16 protein-coding genes are annotated in these 19,954 nt (G+C 47.0%); 6 read left to right on the top strand and 10 right to left on the bottom strand.

Translation table 11 applies throughout. From position 1 onward, the window contains the following. Nucleotides 1-58 precede the first annotated feature (58 nt). Entirely contained in the window at nt 59-520 is a 462-nt protein-coding gene (locus tag ACJJIE_RS09055) for a GNAT family N-acetyltransferase (RefSeq protein ID WP_282933482.1), read from the top strand. 41 nt (nt 521-561) lie between these two features. Here ACJJIE_RS09055 and ACJJIE_RS09060 read toward each other — a convergent pair whose 3' ends face one another. The 6 genes from ACJJIE_RS09060 to ACJJIE_RS09085 form a co-directional block, all read right to left on the bottom strand. Next, nucleotides 562-2,070, bottom strand: coding sequence for a PepSY-associated TM helix domain-containing protein (locus ACJJIE_RS09060; protein ID WP_444894359.1), 1,509 nt, complete (start codon nt 2,068-2,070; stop codon nt 562-564). 27 nt (nt 2,071-2,097) lie between these two features. Then, nucleotides 2,098-2,676 carry a hypothetical protein gene (locus tag ACJJIE_RS09065; RefSeq protein ID WP_444894360.1) on the bottom strand — a complete coding sequence of 193 codons (579 nt, stop codon included), beginning with the start codon at nt 2,674-2,676 and terminating at the stop codon, nt 2,098-2,100. A gap of 108 nt (nt 2,677-2,784) precedes the next feature. Further along, nucleotides 2,785-5,001, bottom strand: coding sequence for a TonB-dependent siderophore receptor (locus tag ACJJIE_RS09070; RefSeq protein ID WP_444894361.1), 2,217 nt, complete (start codon nt 4,999-5,001; stop codon nt 2,785-2,787). A gap of 347 nt (nt 5,002-5,348) precedes the next feature. Further along, on the bottom strand, nt 5,349-6,917 hold the full coding sequence (locus tag ACJJIE_RS09075; protein ID WP_444894362.1) for an AbgT family transporter: 1,569 nt from the start codon (nt 6,915-6,917) through the stop codon (nt 5,349-5,351). 80 nt (nt 6,918-6,997) lie between these two features. Continuing rightward, the gene (locus ACJJIE_RS09080) at nt 6,998-8,005 is read right to left on the bottom strand and encodes a tryptophan--tRNA ligase (RefSeq protein ID WP_282933487.1); all 1,008 of its coding nucleotides are present in this window, start codon (nt 8,003-8,005) and stop codon (nt 6,998-7,000) included. A gap of 121 nt (nt 8,006-8,126) precedes the next feature. Then, a complete protein-coding gene (locus tag ACJJIE_RS09085; RefSeq protein WP_444894363.1) occupies nt 8,127-9,125 on the bottom strand; it encodes a helix-turn-helix domain-containing protein in 999 nt (332 codons plus the stop codon). Nucleotides 9,126-9,440: 315 nt separating this feature from the next. Here ACJJIE_RS09085 and ACJJIE_RS09090 point away from each other — a divergent pair, with 315 nt between their 5' ends. Further along, nucleotides 9,441-9,851 (top strand): rhodanese-like domain-containing protein, encoded by a 411-nt coding sequence (locus ACJJIE_RS09090; RefSeq protein ID WP_444894364.1) that lies wholly within the window; start codon nt 9,441-9,443, stop codon nt 9,849-9,851. A 256-nt stretch (nt 9,852-10,107) separates the two neighbouring features. Beyond that, complete coding sequence (locus ACJJIE_RS09095; protein ID WP_444894365.1) at nt 10,108-10,332, top strand: hypothetical protein; 225 nt, start codon at nt 10,108-10,110, stop codon at nt 10,330-10,332. Nucleotides 10,333-10,587: 255 nt separating this feature from the next. Here the strand turns inward: ACJJIE_RS09095 and csrA are convergent, their stop codons facing one another. Further along, nucleotides 10,588-10,767: a carbon storage regulator CsrA gene (csrA, locus tag ACJJIE_RS09100; protein ID WP_444894366.1), complete on the bottom strand. Its 180-nt coding sequence runs from the start codon at nt 10,765-10,767 to the stop codon at nt 10,588-10,590. A gap of 719 nt (nt 10,768-11,486) precedes the next feature. Between csrA and ltrA the strand changes: the two genes are divergently transcribed. Both ltrA and ACJJIE_RS09110 read left to right on the top strand, forming a co-directional pair. Beyond that, entirely contained in the window at nt 11,487-12,785 is a 1,299-nt protein-coding gene (gene ltrA / locus ACJJIE_RS09105) for a group II intron reverse transcriptase/maturase (RefSeq protein WP_282931929.1), read from the top strand. 709 nt (nt 12,786-13,494) lie between these two features. Continuing rightward, nucleotides 13,495-13,830 (top strand): hypothetical protein, encoded by a 336-nt coding sequence (locus ACJJIE_RS09110; protein ID WP_444894367.1) that lies wholly within the window; start codon nt 13,495-13,497, stop codon nt 13,828-13,830. Nucleotides 13,831-14,315: 485 nt separating this feature from the next. On the opposite strand, the gene ACJJIE_RS09115 is transcribed toward ACJJIE_RS09110, so the two are convergent. Both ACJJIE_RS09115 and tnpA read right to left on the bottom strand, forming a co-directional pair. Then, complete coding sequence (locus ACJJIE_RS09115; RefSeq protein ID WP_444894368.1) at nt 14,316-15,104, bottom strand: putative signal transducing protein; 789 nt, start codon at nt 15,102-15,104, stop codon at nt 14,316-14,318. Between the two features lie 279 nt (nt 15,105-15,383). Continuing rightward, nucleotides 15,384-15,791, bottom strand: coding sequence for an IS200/IS605 family transposase (gene tnpA, locus ACJJIE_RS09120; RefSeq protein ID WP_444894369.1), 408 nt, complete (start codon nt 15,789-15,791; stop codon nt 15,384-15,386). 715 nt (nt 15,792-16,506) lie between these two features. Here tnpA and ACJJIE_RS09125 point away from each other — a divergent pair. Then, on the top strand, nt 16,507-16,683 hold the full coding sequence (locus ACJJIE_RS09125; protein WP_444894370.1) for a hypothetical protein: 177 nt from the start codon (nt 16,507-16,509) through the stop codon (nt 16,681-16,683). A gap of 1,122 nt (nt 16,684-17,805) precedes the next feature. Here the strand turns inward: ACJJIE_RS09125 and ACJJIE_RS09130 are convergent. Beyond that, nucleotides 17,806-19,506: an FG-GAP repeat protein gene (locus tag ACJJIE_RS09130; protein ID WP_444894371.1), complete on the bottom strand. Its 1,701-nt coding sequence runs from the start codon at nt 19,504-19,506 to the stop codon at nt 17,806-17,808. Nucleotides 19,507-19,954: the final 448 nt, after the last annotated feature.

Raw genomic sequence — 19,954 nt, forward strand, 5'->3', positions numbered from 1 at the left:
TACCTTTTAACTCCAATCACAATACAAAATTAGTGACAATAATTTGGAATTCACCTTTATGCAGTGGCAATGGTGCAGCTTTAAAGAGCTTACGCTCAGTCAACTTTACGAAGTTTTGCGAGTAAGGCAGGAAGTTTTTACGGTAGAACAAGATTGCCCCTATCAGGATGCCGATGGCAAAGACCAACACTCCTGGCACCTGATCTGCTGGGAGGGAGACGAAAATAACCCGCAGGTTATGGCCTACCTGAGAGTTGTTTTCCCAGGCCTTAAATACCGGGAACCTTCGATAGGAAGAGTGTTAACCGCAGAAGCCAGTCGCGGAACAGGCCTGGGCAAGGAGCTGATTCGCCGAGCCGTAATGCACACATGCGAAGAATACCCCAACACTGGTATTCGCATTTCAGCTCAACAACATTTGGATAGATTTTATGGAGAGTTTGGCTTTGAGCAGGTGTCTGAGCCATATCAGGAGGATGGTATCCCGCATATCGAGATGCTTCGCCCCGCACATAACTGAGGGGGCGCCAGGGGGCTGCAGGGTTACTGCAGCCCAGGAAATTAATTGCTACCCAGAGGACTGGCACTGGCAGGCACAGGCTCACTCCCTCTCTGGCGAGCCTTGCTGTAAAAGCATGAAGCTGCAATGCCTGCAGCAATTAGCAGCCAAACAGCATTAGCTACCAGGGACGCCCGCACAAAGGAGTCCCCACCAAATTGCGCAACATGCACCGCTACAGCTCCAACACAAGCGAGAATGGTTGCAATCCGCAGAAACATGGACCACTTAGCCACAGTCCCTACAAACGCCGCCACAACACTTAGCAGCAAAGTCACCAACCAGAATACCTGTGCCGCATTGAGCTTAAAGGCAAGGTAGGTAACCGCACTCAGCGCTATAGCAAATGGTATACCCCATACCTGGGCAGTCCAGACTCGCTCAAGGCGCACAGCAGGATTACCACGTTGGCGCTTGCGTACGAACCAGATATTAATACCGGATACCACCAGCAGGCACATTCCCACCCCTAACAGAAAGTAGGCGATTTTCACCGGAAAGCCTGAAAAGTGGCCAAAGTGTAAGCGGTAAGTAGAAAGATAAACCTGCTTGGCCCCATCGCCCTCAGACCAGCCCTCTTTTTGAATCAGGCTGCCGTCGGGATTAAAGTGATATCGCTCACCCCAGACTAACCGCTCAGGAACCCGAGTCCACACCTCAACAACCTGACCCTCACGCCCTGGGAATGCTACCTCAATACGGGTGCGCTCCTCCTCCGGTGCGATGCGATCCATCGTTGCCAAGATCGCAGCGTAGTCTGGATAATCGACTTCAGGAGCATTTTCCTCCATCACTGGATGGTCCGCATAGAGCATATGCTCGACCTTTTCCGTATCTCCATCAAAGAATACGCCGGCAATTGCAAAAGCAGCTACCTGGGACAACCCAATAAAAGCACCCGTAATAGCGATAGCAAGATGGAAAGGTGAAGCCCAAACACCCAACCGATTATGTAAATCCACTTGCTGCAAGCGCTTAGAGCCCGCAAGGCGAAAAGAAAAAGCATCTTTAATGATTTTTGGATGGGCCAACAAACCGGAGACAATCAATGCTGACATCACCACACCGATTAGGCCAACCAGTATAACTCCATAGCCAACCGGGAGGTTGAGCGCAAAATGCAAATAGGCTAGGAAGTGGGTCCATTCGTGTTCAACTTTACCAAGCAGGGAGCCATCTTCAGCGACATACCGCTCCATATCACCAACTTCAACCACCAATCTAGGCATATCCTGATTGGGGATGGTGAATTTGATTGACTCGAGATCTTCCTTTTCTTGCTTGGCCAGCGCGATAGCATTCTCTGTCGCAGTCCGGTACACAGAGGCTTCAACATTAAGGTTTTCCAACTCTGAGGCCTGCTCCCAGCGTTCGAACTCATTGTAGAAAACCGCCAGTGTTCCGCTGACACAAACAATATATAAAAGGGTGGATATCGCCAGACCGAGAACTGAATGCCCATCAGTCATATTACGGACAAAGCCAGGGGTCGGTTTAAAGGAAAGTTTCACGTTAAATTCCTGCTCAAGTCCGTTGATTTATGCTGCCGAAGCCGGAAGCGAAAATGCCAATAACAAACCGCTAACCGCTGAGAACGCCAACAGGGCAGCCGAAGGGCGTAATAGTTTTTTATCAGCGCAGCACCAAATCATCGCCAGGGTCCAAATGGTCACTGACATGAAGGCACCACCAACTAATCGGGCAGCTTCAGAAAACCCGGTAAAACCGAAGAAAAGCAGACCGGCGATTAGGCCACTAGCAGTGGGCAACAGAAAGGCTGCCATAAAACGCATGAAGCCCCGCAACCACAATAGAAGCAGGGCTTGAGATTCGGGTGTCCCCGAGCGCTGTTTTTCAATCGGCCTGGAACCCTTGGGCCAGTCTGCCTTTAGAGCCAGCAGAGCAAAGGCCCCCAGCATCACAATCAGAGTGGCAATACTAATTCCGAATTCCACTCCAACAATTGAGCTCCAGCCAATGGCCGATAACACCATGGCAGCCCAACCACCCCACCTGCGTACTGGCTCTGCCCCACTACGGCTCCAGGCGGAATAAAGGAGCAAAATACCAGCTAAAGCAAAAGCACTGGAGGCACCGGCAATCATATAAAAAGACATTGGTATTACCATCACAGCGGGATTCAATTCCCGTCTGATTGCTAAAACGTAAAAAAGGGAGCCTGCCCACAGACTCCCCCTGCGGACAAACTCCCTGCCTACACTAACTTAGAAGGTGTAGCGTGCTTCCGCAGTTACGTAGCGACGCTCACCGTAGAAGCAGTCACCTCGGCTCAGACACACAGTTGTATGCTCTTCATCAGTCAGGTTTTTCGCATTGAGTTGGAATTTCCAGCTTTCAAGGGTGTACCCGATACTTGCATCATACAAAGTATACGAAGGGTTCTCTGTCGGGAAATATGCAAACTCAGACGCGTAATAAGCAGCATATTCCGGATATAGCGCAGTATATTGAGCCTGTACTTTATCTATACCTGTGTAGCTATCTCCGACGTAACGCGCCCCAACACCGAAAGTAAGCCCCGGAATCCAGTTGCCCAGGTCATAGTCTCCCCAAATAGAAAACTGCTCTCCAGGCACGCCTTCGAGTTCAGTACCGAGCTCAAATGAACTGCTGCTCTCAGTAATCTCAGTATCTATTTGGCTATAGTTTGCAATGAGGGTGAGATCGCCCAACTTACCACTGGCCTCGAGCTCGAAACCATCAATTTCAACCTCACCAACTTGCTCGAACAGCCCATAATCGCCATAAGTCAGACGATTCTTTTGCTTGATCTCATAAAGAGACGCCGTCACCAGGATATTGGTTCCTTCAGGCTGGAATTTAATACCAGCTTCAACCTGATCACCCTCTACAGCTTTAAACTCACGTCCCAAGCCATCTGGGTCAGACACTACCGGCTCAAATGACTCAGAGTAACTAACATAAGGTGAAAGGCCATTATCAAATGCGTACATCAGACCAAAGCGCTTGGTAAATGCATCCTCGTTGTGAGGTCTTTCATCCGCATCAGGGTCATTGCTGTCCGCTTGACTACGGGTGTTATCTTTGCGAATTCCTGTATTGACAATAAAGTTACCGAATGAAATTTGATCTTGGAAATAAAATCCAACCTGCTCAGAATCGGTAATAGTTTCAGTTCTGGCCAGATCCTCTAGGCCCGTAGGTACATACCCATAGACAGGATCAAAAATATTGATAGTGCCGCCGTAACTTCTCTCTCTCAGAGTACTCTCATCAATTTGAGCATCCTGACTGTCCAAACCGAAAGAAATCTGATGTTCCAGCGGGCCAGTAGAAATCTCCCCGGAAAGTCTCAAGTCAAAAATAAGGAAATCACTGGTGGCGTCCTTCATATAAACGGTACGCGATACTTCGCTTATATCTCTTTGCAAACGAAGCGCAGCTGTGAAATCAGCGTACATGGTGTTGTAGTCCACTGTGCCTTCTGAGTATCGAAGACCTGCGTTAACTCCCCAGTTATCGCTAAATCTGTGATCTAACCATAAACTGTAACCAGTCTGCTCTGTATCGTACTTATCCCAACCTGGCTCGCTCAGGAAAGTGTCAGTAGGAATTTGACCATTAACGTTTTCAACAATGGTGCCACCCCAAGGCAAAAATGCTGCGGTAGTGCCAGATTCATCGTCCTGATAGCTCGCCATAAAGGTGATTTCAGTATCAGCACTAGGGCGCCAAGAAATGGAAGGCATCAATAAAGTGCTGTTATCTTCAACGTGGTCAACCTGAGCGTCAGCCTCTCGATTGTAACCAACCACGCGGTAGAGCCACTCTCCAGACCCGTCGATAGAGCCAGTAACATCTCCCGCGACTACCATGCGGTCGTAATCACCAGCCTGAACCATTACTTCACCCCCAAATTCCTCTTTGGGGCGCTTGGAAACTAAGTTGACAATACCGCCTGTAGAACTCTGCCCGTAAAGTACAGATGAAGGGCCCTTCAGGATTTCGACACGTTCAAATGAGTACAGGTTCGCCCTGGAGCTCGTATAGCTGCCAAAAATAGACTGGAGGCCATCAACAAACAGCACTGGTTCAACAGCGCGAATAGTGGACCAATCTCCGCGAGCGTCTACGCCAAACAAGCCACCGTTAACGCCAGCAGAGTATTGCAAAACATCTTGTATGGACTTGGAACCAGTCGTATCAAAGAAGTCCTTATCACGCAAAGTGATCGAATACGGAGTCTCATCAACCGGAATATCCAGCTTACCGATAGAGGTTTGGCGAGACAGGTTCAACTCACCGGTTACATTTACCTCTTCAATACGATCATCTGTGTTATCCGCAGCAAACGCTACAGAAGAACCGCCCGCAGCAATAGCCAGTGCCAACAAGGAACGGCTGATTCCAGAAATTACAGGAGAAGCTTTTTGCATACTTTTCGTTCGAGCGGTACTCATAGAGATCTCTCAATGCCAACTGAATTTAGATAGATCACGTTTTAGGTGTGACCTTAATAACTGGTCGCGAATCCTAATAGGAATCGTTATCATCTACAACATTATTGGAACATTTTTTTACTAAAAATGTCCTCGCGGCAGTTAATGACAAAAATACCAGCAGAGAAAGACAATCTCACAGCAGCTAAATTGCACGTTTTTACCAGTTAATTCAGGCCTAGAATGGGGCTCAGGAGGTTTAGATTCGGCTTGAACACAAGAAGATAGCTGGATGACCGCTCAGCAGCCGCCATCCAGTTTAGTATTTTATTTTATTCGACCAATTCGCCTAGGGGTGCTCCAGCCACTCAAGGGTAGGTATAACTAGCCTGCACTCCCAAAGGCATCCCCAGTGTCCAGTAAGCCACCAGGAACAGCGACCAGCAAATCAGGAACACAATGGAATACGGCAACATAATGGATACAAGTGTTCCAATACCCGTTCCCTTCACGTAGCGCTGGCAGTACACAACCACCAAGGGGAAGTAAGGCATCAGCGGGGTAATAATATTAGTGGAGGAATCACCTACCCGGTAAGCGGCCTGGGTGAGATCAGGGGAGAAACCGATCTGCATCAACATAGGCACAAAGATGGGGGACAGCAGCGCCCACTTGGCAGAGGCAGATCCCACAAATAAGTTGATAAAGGCTACCAGTACAATAATGCCCATCAGGGTAATCGGGCCCGGCAGCTCCATCGCCGCGAGCAAGCTCCCTCCCTCTACCGAAAGCAGCGTACCCAAACCGGAGCGGGCAAACTCAGAGATAAACAACGCACAGAAAAAAGCCATCACGATGTAATAAGCCATGGAGCCCATGGTTTTGGACATCGCATCAATAACATCCTTACTCTGGCGGAAGGTACCGGCCGCATAGCCAAACACCACACCGGGAATCACAAACAGCAGGAAGATCAGCGGCACAATCGACTTCATAATCGGCGCTGTGAAGGAGGCTAATTGCCCTTCTGCATCGCGCAAGACTGAGGTTTCCGGCAGCATCCAGGCCACAAGCCCCACGATACCCGCCACCATCACAGTTACCGCCAGGTACATGGCTTTTTTCTCGCGGGCGCCCAGCTCCTGCATTACTGGCATATCCGCTTCATCGCCATCCACCTCTACATTCTTGAGGCGGGGCTCGATGACCTTATCCGTCAACCACCATCCCAACAGAGTCACCAGCAGGCAGGATGCCGAAGTGAAGAACCAGTTGTTAAGGGGGTTTACCTGCATTTCCGGGTTGGCGATTTGTGCCGCTGTCTGGGTAAAGCCTTGCAGTAAGGGATCAATCGCTGAGGGAACAAAGTTGGCAGAGAAGCCGCCTGAAACTCCGGCAAATGCCGCAGCGATACCCGCTAAAGGATGGCGCCCTGCCGCATAGAAGATCACCCCTCCGAGAGGAATTACCAATACATAACCTGCATCTACGGCTGTATGGCTGACGATGGCCACCAAAATCAACATAGGTGTCAGCAGCATCTGCGGCGTTACCGCCAGCAGCTTTTTCAATACCGCATTGATAAAGCCACTCTGCTCAGCCACACCGACCCCCAGCATGGCTACCAACACCACCCCCAGGGGCGCAAAACTGGTAAAGGTAGTTACCATACCAGATAGGAAGCGAGCCATTTCACTACTGGAAAGCAGGTTGGTTACCTGTATCGCCTCGCCGGTAGCGGGGTGTAAGGCTTCGAAGTTAACACCGGAGAGAAGCCAGGAGAGCACCCAGATTCCCACCATCAAGATCAAAAACAGAACAGCGGGATCGGGTAATTTATTACCGACAACCTCAATAAAATTGAGCGCTCGATTAATCCAGCCATTTTTATTATCGGCACTATTGCCGGCATCAGGATTTGCCTGAACGTTTTCCATGTTTGCACCCTGTACATTTATTATTTTTTATTAAAAAGGAGGCCGATACTCCATGGCCTCCTGCTTTTTCAGGAAAAGCTCTAACCTATCTTGCGAATACCAACCGCGTGACGCAACTTCTCGATAAAGGGCGCAGAGTAAGCGCGAGCTTTAATAGCCCCCTTCTCCAGCTCCGTTTCAATTTGGTCCGGGTTAGCCAGCAGCTCATTGTAGCGCTCGCGAGCTTCACCGATCTGGCCGTTCACCAGCTCAAACAACTGCTTCTTGGCCTCACCCCAGGCAATGCCCTCTTCAAAAGCTTTGCGCATTTCTGCTGTCTGTTCTTCGCTGGCAAATGCCTGCCAAACCTGGAATACAGTGGAAGTATCCGGATCTTTTGGCTCACCCGGCTCCAGCAGGTTAGTTTTGATCTTATTAATGTGCTTTTTCAGCTTCTTCTCAGGAAGGAACAGCGGAATAGTGTTGCCGTAACTCTTACTCATTTTGCGGCCATCCAGGCCTTGCAACACAGCTACGTGGTCGTCAACTACCGCTTCTGGTAGAGCGAAGTGCTCACCGTAGTGGTGGTTGAAGCGCTGGGCAATATCCCGGGCCATTTCGATATGCTGTACCTGGTCTTTACCCACCGGCACCTTATTGGCGTTGAACATCAGGATGTCGGCAGCCATCAGGATCGGGTAGCTATACAGCCCCATGGTGACGCCAAAATCGGAATCTTCGCCATCGGCGCGGTTGGCATCTACCGCTGCTTTATAAGCGTGGGCACGGTTCATCAGGCCCTTGCCTGTCATGCAGGTGAGCAGCCAGGTTAATTCAGGAATCTCATGGACGTCGGATTGACGGTAGAACACCACATTGTCGGTATTCAGGCCCAAGGCCAGCCAGGTTGCAGCGATCTCCAGGGTGGACTGATGGACCTGTGCCGGGTCCTGGCACTTAATCAGTGCGTGGTAATCGGCCAGAAAGTAGAACGATTGGTTGTTTTCATCCTGACTCGCGGCGATCGCCGGACGGATTGCACCCACATAGTTCCCCAGGTGTGGAGTACCGGTTGTTGTAATACCGGTTAATACGCGCTGTTTCGTCATAATTCCTTCGTAGTCTGTACTGTCATCAGGCAATAGAGACCGAATCATACCCCTTTAGTGCCCGGGGGTGTATCAACCAAAGGTACCGACTCCCCATAGCCGTACCAACACGCGGCCAACGTTAAGCCTCAAGCGCCACTTTGGCGGAAACCTGGAATTGGCGCTGATATTCACTGGGTGAAATCCCAAACGCCCGACGGAAATGGTGGCGCAAGGTCGCACTACTCTCAAAGCCAGCCAGTTGGGCTGCTCTGTCTACAGACTCCTTACCGGACTCCAGCGCCTTCTGCGCCGCCCGCAAGCGCTGCTGAATCAGCCACTCCTTGGGAGCAATTCCCATCGACTGGCGAAACTTTCGGTCAAAACTGCGGCGGGATAAATGAGCGCGCTGCGCCATATCATCAATTTTGATAGCGCCATCCAAATTGCCAATCGCCCAATCCAGCGCAGCGGAGAAGTGATCCGGCCGTTTGGCAACGGGCATCTCCACATATTGGGCCTGGCCGCCCTGCCTATGGGGTGCCATCACCAACCGACGAGCCACCGAATTGGCTAATTCATAACCGTGATTGCGCCGTAAAAACTCAATGCCCAGATCGATGGCCGCACTACTGCCCGCAGCACACGCCAGTGCGTCCTCCCACACGTAGAGAACATCTCCCACATACTCCACCGCAGAGAAGCGCTCACGAAAACGCTCTGCAAACAACCAATGAGTGGTCGCCTGCCGACCATCAAATAGTCCCAACTCCGCAGGCAGAAAAGCACCGGAGCAAAAAGTAAGAATCTGGCGGCCGGCAGCGGCAAACTCAGCCACCGCCCTATGTACACGCTCCAAATAAACATCTTGTGGTTGTGCATTAGTCGACCAACAGGGAATCACCAGCAGATCATAATCCATCAAACTCTCTACCCGCCGACAAGCCAGAGCCAGACCGCCGGTCGCAAGAGGATTTTCCTCAGCGAAAGTCACAATTTCACCCGTATAGAGCTCGCTAAGTTCAGGGCGGGGTAGGCAAAAGAGTTCGGTAGCGCAACCGAGCTCGAAGAGTGAGACCTGCCGGTGAGCGAGAACAGCCACTTTCTGGCTCTTATTAGGCTTTTGTGCCAACGTCGACATAGGTACTCCTAACCCCCATAAATTAGGTTAACGAATAAATCCAACCCAGCATACCCAGTTGAGCAGTTATTGAAAGCAATGCTGGGAAAAAAACCTTCAACCTTTGAAGCATTATTTAATCGGTAAATCACCATCATCCTCAAATAAGTAAAGCCGAATCCCACTAGCCAAAACCGACCCACAAGTTTGCACGCTGAATTGGCGCAAAATTAATGCTATCTGGCTCAGAGGTAGATCGCCCGGGAGCAACCAAAAAGGGACACTATCGCCACTTGGAAACCTGACGAACCACCGAGAAATCACCGGGAGTAATTTATGAGTTCAGCCGTAAGTAGAGTGCCCGCTGCCAGCAGCCAAGATGCGCTAAACCACTTCCAAAACCTCCTATCTTTTGAAACAGACTGCTGGGATGTACACCACGCAATCAGCCAAAATCGTAAGGATTTCGTATTTTTAGATGTGCGAGGTGAAGAGGCTTATAAAAATGGACATATACAAACAGCCGAATCCTTACCATACAGCCGTATCAATAAAGACAGGCTGAGCGAATACCCTTCAGATACATTATTTGTTGTCTATTGTGCAGGCCCTCACTGTAATGCGACAGAAAAAGCAGCTATCAGGCTGGCCACACTTAACAGGCCGGTCAAGAAAATGATCGGCGGCATCACCGGATGGTTAGATGAAGGGTTTACCCTCATCCAAGAAACAGCCAAATCAATTTAATTCCTATTGTTAGCCTCTTCCAGGATGGCATAGCTTGGCATAAGGGTGTGTCAAGCTATCAAACACCGACTCAAAGAAATATTGATTAAATGGTACCAATATGTTTGTTCGCCATGCCCACCCCACTGACTGTTTCTATCTTTACAATATGATGCGCTGCTTAGCCAGGCATAATAATTCAACTGACTCTTTCCATATTACCCAAATTGAATTGCAAAATAAGTTGTTTCAGAGGAAAGAGCATCAAGTGCTGGTTGTGGAACAAGACCACATTCTTGAGGGGTATATCAGCTTTAATATTATTCCAGAAAATGAAAGCTCGGCGGCCTGGGCTATTATCAGTGAGCTATATATCGGGGATTGCGATACAAACCGAAAAGAAGAGATTACCCAAGCCCTATTAAGTGCAATTGCAAAAGAAGCTCGGAAATATCACTGTACGGATATAAGGTGGAAGATATCTTCAAAGGGGCATGAATAAAAACCGGCTTTTTAGCAAGGATTGCAAGCTCAACTTATAATACAAAAGAGATGGAGAATTCTAAAGCTCACCTGACAGAAAACAATTAGCCCTTTCGCCACCTAACTAGCTTTGATATTCAAAAGAGCCTTTTGGCAGCAAAGAGACACTCGAACCAGAGTGCGTATATCGCCTGCCTGCCAAAGGCTAAAACTTTATGTTTGGAGTCTAGCTTCTTAATCGCCTGCCCCCCGGAATTGTCTCCTTACGACATATTCAAGCCTCCAATTTCTGTTTCTTTTTGATCCTCACATAGACTTCTTCACGGTGGATAGGCAGTGACTTGGGTGCGCTTATACCTATCTTAACTTGATTACCTTTTACCTCCAGCACTGTGACTGAGACATTTGATCCAATTCTTAGATACTCACCTGTCCGTCGCTTTAAAATCAACATTCTCATTTCCTTCAATAATCAAAGTTTGGGCACTTCCGGGATGGGGGAACTTGTGATTCAACGTTTGGAGGAAATGTGGGGTGGTGCGCGAGGGCGGTAGGCACAGAAGAGGAAAAGGCGGGCGCTAGACTTCCAGAGCCTGGGAATCGGTCCCAAACTACTGAATGTACTCCACTTTATTGAAGACGAGTGGGTTTCTAGCGTATTATCCATATAGCCAGTGCGTCCTGAGTATTTTTTTTTTTATAAATAAAAAAAAAAATACGTGCTATCCAGGAGATGGAGGTCGGCCCTCCGTTATCGCTTTGCAGGAAGTGATAACAAACCCCCTCAAGGTGATCGGAGTAAAGAGCTTTGGTTAGAAGCGCTTGAGGAAAAGGCGTACGAGATACGTCAGGTATGTTGTGTAGAGACGAATGCAAATGAACCACTGATGAGGTGTCGAAAGCGTATTACCAAGATGATGTCAAAACCCGTGCACTGGCTAAGTGCGGGGATAAGCTTGGAGGTTACCTGTTTACCGACCGAGTGGCATCCGGCATAGAGGTGGCGTGAACACACAACAGGCTTTTGGGTGGAACAGGAGAACCTGTCGTCCAGGTGTTAAGGAAGAGCGTCAAGTAGAGGCCCTGCAAGACGTTGAGTACCAAGACTGGTCACAGGGGCGGAACAACCCGTAGTAGTGGAGAAGCGGCTGTAATGGACGTGGAGCGAAGGGGTTGTCGTATTCGGCGACTAACCGTGTAATCAACCCAGATGGGGAGGAATTAACGATTAGCGCAAAGCCATTCAATATTCCCAAGCGAGCGGTTTGGGAAGCGTGGAAGCAGATCAAGGCCAATGGCGGCGGAGCGGGGATTGATGAGATAACGATAGAGCAATATGAATCGAATCTCGCCAAAAACCTGTACAAGCTATGGAATCGGATGTCATCTGGCAGCTATTTTCCATCAGCCGTCAAACGAGTGGATATTCCGAAACTCGATGGCAGCCTGCGACCACTGGGTATCCCCACAATCGAAGATCGCATTGCGCAAATGGTGGCTAAGCAACTGCTGGAGCCAGAATTGGAGAAGGTATTTCACCCTGACTCCTACGGCTATCGGCCAGGCAAATCTGCTATAGACGCAGTGCGCCGAGCTCGACAACGATGCTGGGATAGAATCTGGGTAGTTGATTTAGATATCAAGGGTTTCTTTGACAATATTAATCACGAACTCCTGCTGAAGGCATTAGATAAACATAATAATCATCAGTGGGTCAGACTCTATGTACAGCGCTGGTTAACGGCTCCAGTACAACATCGGGACGGACAGCTTGAAGAGCGAACACAAGGTACTCCACAAGGGGGTGTAATCAGCCCTCTACTGGCAAACTTGTTTTTGCACTACGCGCTGGACGCCTGGATGGTGAGAACGCACAGAGATATTCCTTTTGAGCGTTACGCGGATGATGCTGTTTACCATTGTCGTAATCCTCGAGAGGCGGATCGCTTACTGGCGGCTCTAAAAGCACGCTTGACTACCTGCGGGCTTGAGGCTCATCCAGAGAAAACGCGCAAGGTCTATTGCAAGAACAGTAATCGTAAAGACTCCCACCCAGTGATCCACTTTGACTTTCTGGGCTTTCGATTTGGTCCCAGAAAAGCAAGGAATCGCCAAGGACAGATCTTCACCGCATTTAGTCCTTCAATGAGCCCTAAGGCCTTCAAGAGGATTAAGGATAAGGTCAGGCAATGGCGAGTAATAAACTGGGTGGATCGATCACTATCTGAAATGGCAAAAGTACTTAATCCCGCAATACAGGGTTGGCTGAACTACTATGGTCACTTTGGGCGGAGATATGGTGTTTATCGACTTCAGAAGTATCTTGACCAAACGCTGATGCGTTGGGCCAGGAAGAAGTTTAAGCATCTGAAGCGAAGCTGTTTCAAAAGTTGGGCCTTTATTGGAAAAGTTCGTCAACAAATGCGCGGCTTGTTTGCACACTGGAGAATGGGAAGATTGAAAATGTGCTGAATACGAAGAGCCGTATGAATTGAGAGGTTCACGTACGGTTCTGTGAGAGGTCGAAGGGGAAGTTCCTTTGGTCTACTCGACTTTTGATAGTCAGATTATCAACTTGGTTAGCTGGCCCCGGGTGTTGGTAGCACCTTGGGTCAGCGCCTTTTACTTACTCTTATGTCACGCTACCGTTCTCCTTTAAGGGAATGGGGCTTTTAGAAAATTCTCAACTCTCTCTAGGCTTTCAAGCCTGTAAAGCCGCTTTAATCAGTTCACTCAATTACGGTCAAAATACTAGAAATATCTATCGATTTTACGCAGCTTTGACATTAAAACAAACTTAATAAATTCCAATAAGATCATTTTCGTGCCTATATTTTTTATATTTCTGGCTTAGAGAATCTCAGACAACAACCAACTGCTGCTGTTTAGATTGTAATTCCCTCTGTGTTTTTCCGAAAAGATTGAAGAATAAAGTCCTTTATCATGTTGCTGACTGGAGGAGAAACAGAGGAAAGAAGAAAATTACCGATGGTTTAAATAGCTCATCATATTTTATGCAGGTAGCCGCGTCCCTTTTTTAAAGACAGGAAGAACGCGAATCAATTGTAAGGACAAATAGGAAGTGAGGTGTAAAGTTACCGTGCAGCAAGTCATCACACCATATTAGTGTTCCTACCTAGTTATTTTTAAGTTGACACCAATCGCAAAGGCAATACCTGTGATGACTGATTACAATTCGATTAAACAGCACATTCACGCGGTAGTCTCAGGTGAGCAGGCTAAAGATCCACTCCCATTTGTCATCGGCGGCGAGCGTTTGAAAATGCCGAAAGGGCTATCACTTCTGCTGGATAACTATTTGAAGCTAGTGGACTGGAGTAATCGACACTTGGAAAGGAGGAAACGAGGTTGTACTGCCAAAAATACGCCCCTTAACCTAGAGCGGATAAGCATCTCACTCCGGCACTGGCTATATCTCAACCGCAATTTTGAAAGTCGGTTTAAAAGAATGGTGGGATCAGTAGAAGCAACACGACGAGCTTGTGGAAAACTCTAAAACGCTGGGTACAAGGCATAGGCTACTGCCGGCGCTTCCTCTCAGCTACCCCCTGCTAATCTAGCCCTACTTCAAACACATAATACTACTATTTCCGATTTTTTTGCCCAGAAACAAAGATATCCAAAGCCTGAACAAAAATCTCCAGTATTTCACGCCCCTTATCTCTAAATCAGAGATGAAGCCCCCCAGAATCAATGCTCGTCACATAACTAACACCTCCCTTCAATCTATGAGTATCCAGAATTAATCAATCAAAACTTTGTTGAATTCCTGGTTTACCTGGAGCTTTTACGGCAGTTTGGTATTTTGCATCTTTAGAGAGCTGCATTAGCTCTCTATAGGCCATTGAAATTATCAATTACATTCCGAAAAGTATCCCTCACCCTATCCCATATACCTACAAACTCACAAGCAACCTAGGTATAAGTATTCCAGGAATGACAATTCAAAACCCCAGCCCGCAGCTGGGGTTTCAGTAAACATTAAAGGGCTTCACACTTCTCAACATCTTCGAAGATATCTAGGTAGCACTCTTTATCGAACTTCCCATCCAAATTTTCATCCAGCTTAAACGATGCTGCCTTGTCTATGACGTAACTTATTTCCTTATAAATTTTTCCATCTTTGAGAAAGCGTACCTTTTCACGAACACCATACTGGTAATAGCCGCGCTCCTCAAAAACCCCATCACCATCAGCGTCCACTTTATGCGACAAGTATTGATTGTTTTTATATCTGCCTTCAGTTTCGAACCGTCCATCAAAATCAAGATCGTCCCACGATCGATCAAACCTTCCTCGCCGATCAAAATATTGGAGGACATCTACCTCTCCATCAAAATTTCGGTCAAGTTCAGCACGGACAATATTCTCACCCTTAAAAAAATAAGCTTCGTCGTAAACGCCATCCTTATTGTAATCGACACCACCTTTTTCTTCTGGCTGAGCCAAGTAAACGACTTCATGTATAGCGAAACCGACTAAGAGTCCAGTCATGAAGAGCAACGAGCCTTTAAGCCCCATGCCGCCTTTTTTAGCCTTTACACTTGTTGGCTCACCAATATCTTTAGCTTCCCACTCTTTTACAATCTTTACCGCTTCAGCACATTCTGATTCTGGAACAACAACACGCACCAAACCAGACACAGGAAACTCGCCAACTCCACCTTGCAAAAATTCGCCTTCAACTCGAGCTCCAAAGCCTTTGTTTTCTAAATAGTTAGAGAGTACTTTTGCCTCTAAAAAATCTCTAGATTCAAATACTGTTACCACGAGACCTCCCTCATATATTTGAGCATTACCAATATTTCACAGGGAAAATTTCATTTTTAAAGTCCACGAATCAGCCTTTTTTCTTTCCGGCAAATACAGTTTGGATCTTGGCTTGCCATAGGCTGTAAACTAGGTGACTGCATCTTGCAGTAATTTTCACTGCCTCCATCAGAATCAAAACAATCACATACCGTAATTTCGACTGTGCAGGGGCCAGCGGCACAATCAGCAACCACCCGCATAGCGGGTGGTATGGTGAAAGCCCCCAGAGGGGGCTATTTACAACCCCGCCAGTTGCATCTGCTCTTGCCGGCGTTCTTCAACCTCTTGATTCTTGATGTACTCTCGAACTATCTGCTCATCAAGACCTACTGTACTCACGCAGTAACCCCGAGCCCAAAAATGTCTTCCTATGAAATTTCTCTGAACATGCTTGTACTTCCGAAATATCTGGATCGCAGATTTCCCTTTCAGAAACCCAACCGTATTGGAAACACTTAACCTTGGAGGATTCATTAACAACATATGAATGTGATCCCTCATTGCGTACCCCTCGACCAACTCAATGCCTTTCTGACGACATAAGTCTCGGAATATTGCTCCAATCTCACGTCTCAATGCCCCAAATAACGCTTTCTTTCGATACTTGGGCACAAATACCACATGGTAGCTGCAATAATGTTTCACATGAGCCTGGCACTGCTAGTCTCGCATATGGCCTCCTTAAAGAACTTGCCGGTTCATGGAGGCCATATTTTTACTCTGCACGCCGGAACGGCAGAGCCTTGTCTAGTCTCACCGCCTGAGGCGGTGGTTTACCTATTGGTTAATTAAAATAGAAAAATACGATAACTACGAAACTATTCCTTAAGATCCAATCCCCACTTAATCCCTCATCAAATAACAACCTGAAATCCTAAAAGGGCGATACAAGGCCAAAGTCTCAAATGGGCAAGCATTCAGACCAAATCGCCGCACTATAGCTCTATCATACTAACAAGGCCACCCCCGCAAACTTAATCACTTCAACCAACATCTATAAATTTGGTAACTTGATCACAGTTAGCAATATTCAAATGAAAGATCTGTTAGCCACATTGAGTGCAGGAGAGTTAACATCGAATCCAAGTAAAAGAGCAACCTTCTAACAGAACAAATTTGCTGCTTCTTTCTGGGTTTCTTGCCAGACACCCAGCAAAGAAAAAGAATTAAACGTAACATACGTTGACACAACAAAGGAATCACGACAATATACTGTATATAAAAACAGTTTCATTTTGATTCAATAACCATACCCGGGTGCTCACAAGCCTCTCTTAATACAACGCCTTACTATCACTGTGTCTCTCGCTGTGTACGCAGAGTATTTCTTTGTAGGAAAGATACTCAATCAGGGGAGACTATGAGCAGCAGCACCACTGGATTGAGGCAGAATGTAAAACGGGCTGGCATATTTTCCCTTGATATCACAGCCTTTGCAGTAATGAGTAATAACTACCACATTGTGCTCTATATTGACTCAAATACAGGCAAAACTTGGTTCGACACTGAAGTCATTCATCTTGTGAGAGCTTTTTAATACTCCCAACCTGGCGCAATGCTATACTCAGGAGTACACCCTTAATCATGATGAGATGAAAAAGCTCAAGGAACTTATCGCTCCCTGGAGAGAGCGATTGATCGATATCAGCTGGTTTATGCGCTGCTTAAATGAATCTGTCGTCCGCCAGGCCAATGCGGAAGATAACTGCACAGGCCGCTTTTGGATAGGACGCTTAAATCCCAGGCCTTGCTGGATGAGAGAGCTCTCGCTGCCTGCATGGCCTATGTCGACCTTAATCCCACCCGAGCCAAGATAGCAAAAATATCAGAAAGTTCTGATCACACCTCGATTCAGCGGCGTATTCATACAGTAATCTTAGGTGAGCAACCCAAAGACCTACTGCTTCTTGTAGGCAATGAGCGACTAAATATGCCGAAAAGGCTACCCTTTAGGCTGGCTCACTATTTAGAGCCAGTAAACTAGAGTGGTCGACATTTAGATCCCAGAAAGCCCAGCTCCATTTCTGGGAACACCCCCATACGCAAACGACTGAGTATACATACCACCAAAACATTGGCTTTATCTCAGTCACAACTTTGAAAACCACTTTAAAAGGCTTAGTTGGATCAGCAGAGACCGTACTAAAAGCCTGCAAACAGCTCAGTAACACCGGGGGTACGGCACCCGCGATTGCCGGCGCTACCTTTCTATAGCACCCTACTGATTATTCCCTCCTTAGCTACCTTAACTCCTCTTGGTTTTTACCTTAATAAATGCAAAGGATAATTGTTAATTTTCTCATTACGCCCTTGTATCAATTAAAGAAAAAGCAGACATTATGGGGGCCTTTATGGATGTCCGCGATGTTAAGGGTTCGAGGTAATTTCTGGATGTTTAGTATTTAGTGTACTCTGTTGGCACCATATTACCAAAACCACCGTACGCTGGGCTCTCAGTAAAGATTAACAAGCTCAAATAACCCTGCGTAAACTCCGAAAGAGAGATAGAAAGTCGAACACTGCTGCCTTTCTTTGCAGCACTGGGAGTAAAAAAGCTAGAAAATCACTTCCGCAAACCGCTTACAGGAACTCCAACCCAAATTATAGCCTTTTCGGATTGAAGCCCCTTCAGGTAAAAAAAAATAAAAGAGAGATTTAATTAATAAATATAGACAGCACCCGCAGCATCTGCATCATTTATGTCCTGATCAGCTCCTGAACCCTGCTCCTCAGAAGCACCAACTACCAATGTGTTTCCATCACCACTTATAGCAATTGAAGTCCCAAAGTAATCTCCCGCATCAGTATTTTTCGCTTTCAGGTAAGCGCTCTCAACCCATTGTCCATCCATTTTCTTGTAGAGATAAGCAGCACCTGCATTCGCTGCCGAATTATCACTGGCATCAGCATCGAAGCCTTTGCCAGCGCTGCTCTCCTGAGACCCTACCGCAAGTAGTGAGCCATCAGTATTAAGACTAATAGCCGAACCAAAGACATCACCTTCATCAGTGTTACTCGCTTTCAGATATTCATCCTGAAACCAAGCATCTCCATCGTGGGAAAACAAATAGACAGCACCATTGTTATAGCCGCTAAGGTCATCGGGATCTTGTGAGGCTCCTGCCTGGAGCGTTGCGCTCACCGCAAGTAGGGTACCATCGCCACTAAAGCTTACATCCCAACCAAAGCGATCCCCTATATTTGCATTACCTGCAGTAAGTAACTGCTCCTGAACCCAACCGTCACTATTGGAAAATATATAAGCAGCTCCTTTGGCTCCGTTTCCACCAATAGCGCCAACTGCCAAAATGGAACCATCATCACTCAAGCTCACGGATGAGCCAAAGTCCATACCTGCATTGCTATCACTTGCCTTCAAGAAGGCTTCCTGATTCCACTCAACCCCGGAGTACTGGAATATATACACCGCACCGGAATCGAGAGCATAATCATTATCAAAGCCGGCACTGATACCAGTAACACTGCTATCTTCAGATGGGGCTGCTACTGCCAAGGTTGTTCCATTACCACTTAGACTCAACGCCCGCCCAAAAAAATCATAGTAGCCATGATTATCTGCTCTTAGTTTAGCGCTGTGAGTCCACTCCAAATTCTCACGAGTAAATATATGAACTGCTCCAGCTGAAAAATTGTCATCCTCACCATTTTCTTTATAAGCACCTACAGCCAAAGTATTCCCGTCACCACTGATACTAACTGCAGATCCAAATGCAGCTCCACTTTCCACTACTGAAGCTTTTAAAACATCTCGGTAAACCCACCCATCCTCACCATAGTCAAAAATATATACAGCTCCCGATCCGCTAGCTGCATTATTGAATTCACTTAGCTCATTACTATCTTCACCTGTAGCACCAACAGCTATGACAGAGCCATCATCACTAACCGCAACAGACCAACCAAACTGATCGCCGGCATCAGTATTACCAGACTTAAAATAACCAATACTTTCGAACACTTCTTCATCAATCGATATTTCTCTTGAATCCAGGCAGGCTATATCATCACAGGTTTGCAATATATAACGAGCGTTCAGTCGCTCAAATACAGGCACCTTGATTTCCACAACTTCAGAGCCTACAGAAATTGGGTCACTAACCACCTCATAGCCAGACTGGCCATCCTTGTTCTCAAGAAGCTGATAATAAGTAGCACCATCAATATCTGACCATTCAAAAGTGAAAACTTTTGCGGAATCAAAATATAGATAGGGGATCGCCGCTTCTGAAAATGCTGGTGTGGCAACAGTATCATCTGCCCCCCCATCGGATGAACCACCCCCACATGCACTTAGAAATAAACTGCATGCAACAATGACCGGTATATTAATAAATCTCACAACATCCCTCCCCAAGGATACAATTTTTTCGCGCGCACCCTATCAAACTTCAACAAAAAGCAAAACCATAAAAGGTTAAAGCGAAAGACGGAGGAGACAACACTAGAAGACAGTCGCAACAGCTAATGTCTAAGCTTCATATAAAACATCACTTTTGAATTGGCATACTTGTACCGACTACACTTCTTACACCTATTGGTTACTGGCAACTGTCGGGTATCAGGTAAAATGACTCACTCAAGGGGTAGATTTGGCAGGATACAGTATTGCTTTCAATCAAATAAAGACAGAAAAGGAGTAAAAAAAGACGCCTTTCTGATAAAAATATACCAGAGCAAAGGAAATAGAAGTGGGGTGAACCTGATTAGATAAAGCTGCTTTTTGGCGTTGAATGTCAAACTTGTTCCCCCCAAGCCCCAAATATCAGAACCTGGAGGAAAAAACAATA

The sequence above is a fragment of the Microbulbifer maximicatervae (SeqCode) genome (assembly GCF_052467325.1).

What these genes read in the sequence shown, in the direction of transcription:
- ACJJIE_RS09085 (WP_444894363.1), bottom strand. Translation starts at nt 9,125, where the DNA reads ATGTCGACGTTGGCACAAAAGCCTAATAAGAGCCAGAAAGTGGCTGTT.
- ACJJIE_RS09110 (WP_444894367.1), top strand. Translation starts at nt 13,495, where the DNA reads ATGACTGATTACAATTCGATTAAACAGCACATTCACGCGGTAGTCTCA.
- ACJJIE_RS09065 (WP_444894360.1), bottom strand. Translation starts at nt 2,676, where the DNA reads ATGTCTTTTTATATGATTGCCGGTGCCTCCAGTGCTTTTGCTTTAGCT.
- csrA (WP_444894366.1), bottom strand. Translation starts at nt 10,767, where the DNA reads ATGTTGATTTTAAAGCGACGGACAGGTGAGTATCTAAGAATTGGATCA.
- ACJJIE_RS09070 (WP_444894361.1), bottom strand. Translation starts at nt 5,001, where the DNA reads ATGAGTACCGCTCGAACGAAAAGTATGCAAAAAGCTTCTCCTGTAATT.
- ACJJIE_RS09055 (WP_282933482.1), top strand. Translation starts at nt 59, where the DNA reads ATGCAGTGGCAATGGTGCAGCTTTAAAGAGCTTACGCTCAGTCAACTT.
- ACJJIE_RS09075 (WP_444894362.1), bottom strand. Translation starts at nt 6,917, where the DNA reads ATGGAAAACGTTCAGGCAAATCCTGATGCCGGCAATAGTGCCGATAAT.
- ACJJIE_RS09125 (WP_444894370.1), top strand. Translation starts at nt 16,507, where the DNA reads ATGAGCAGCAGCACCACTGGATTGAGGCAGAATGTAAAACGGGCTGGC.
- ACJJIE_RS09090 (WP_444894364.1), top strand. Translation starts at nt 9,441, where the DNA reads ATGAGTTCAGCCGTAAGTAGAGTGCCCGCTGCCAGCAGCCAAGATGCG.
- ACJJIE_RS09080 (WP_282933487.1), bottom strand. Translation starts at nt 8,005, where the DNA reads ATGACGAAACAGCGCGTATTAACCGGTATTACAACAACCGGTACTCCA.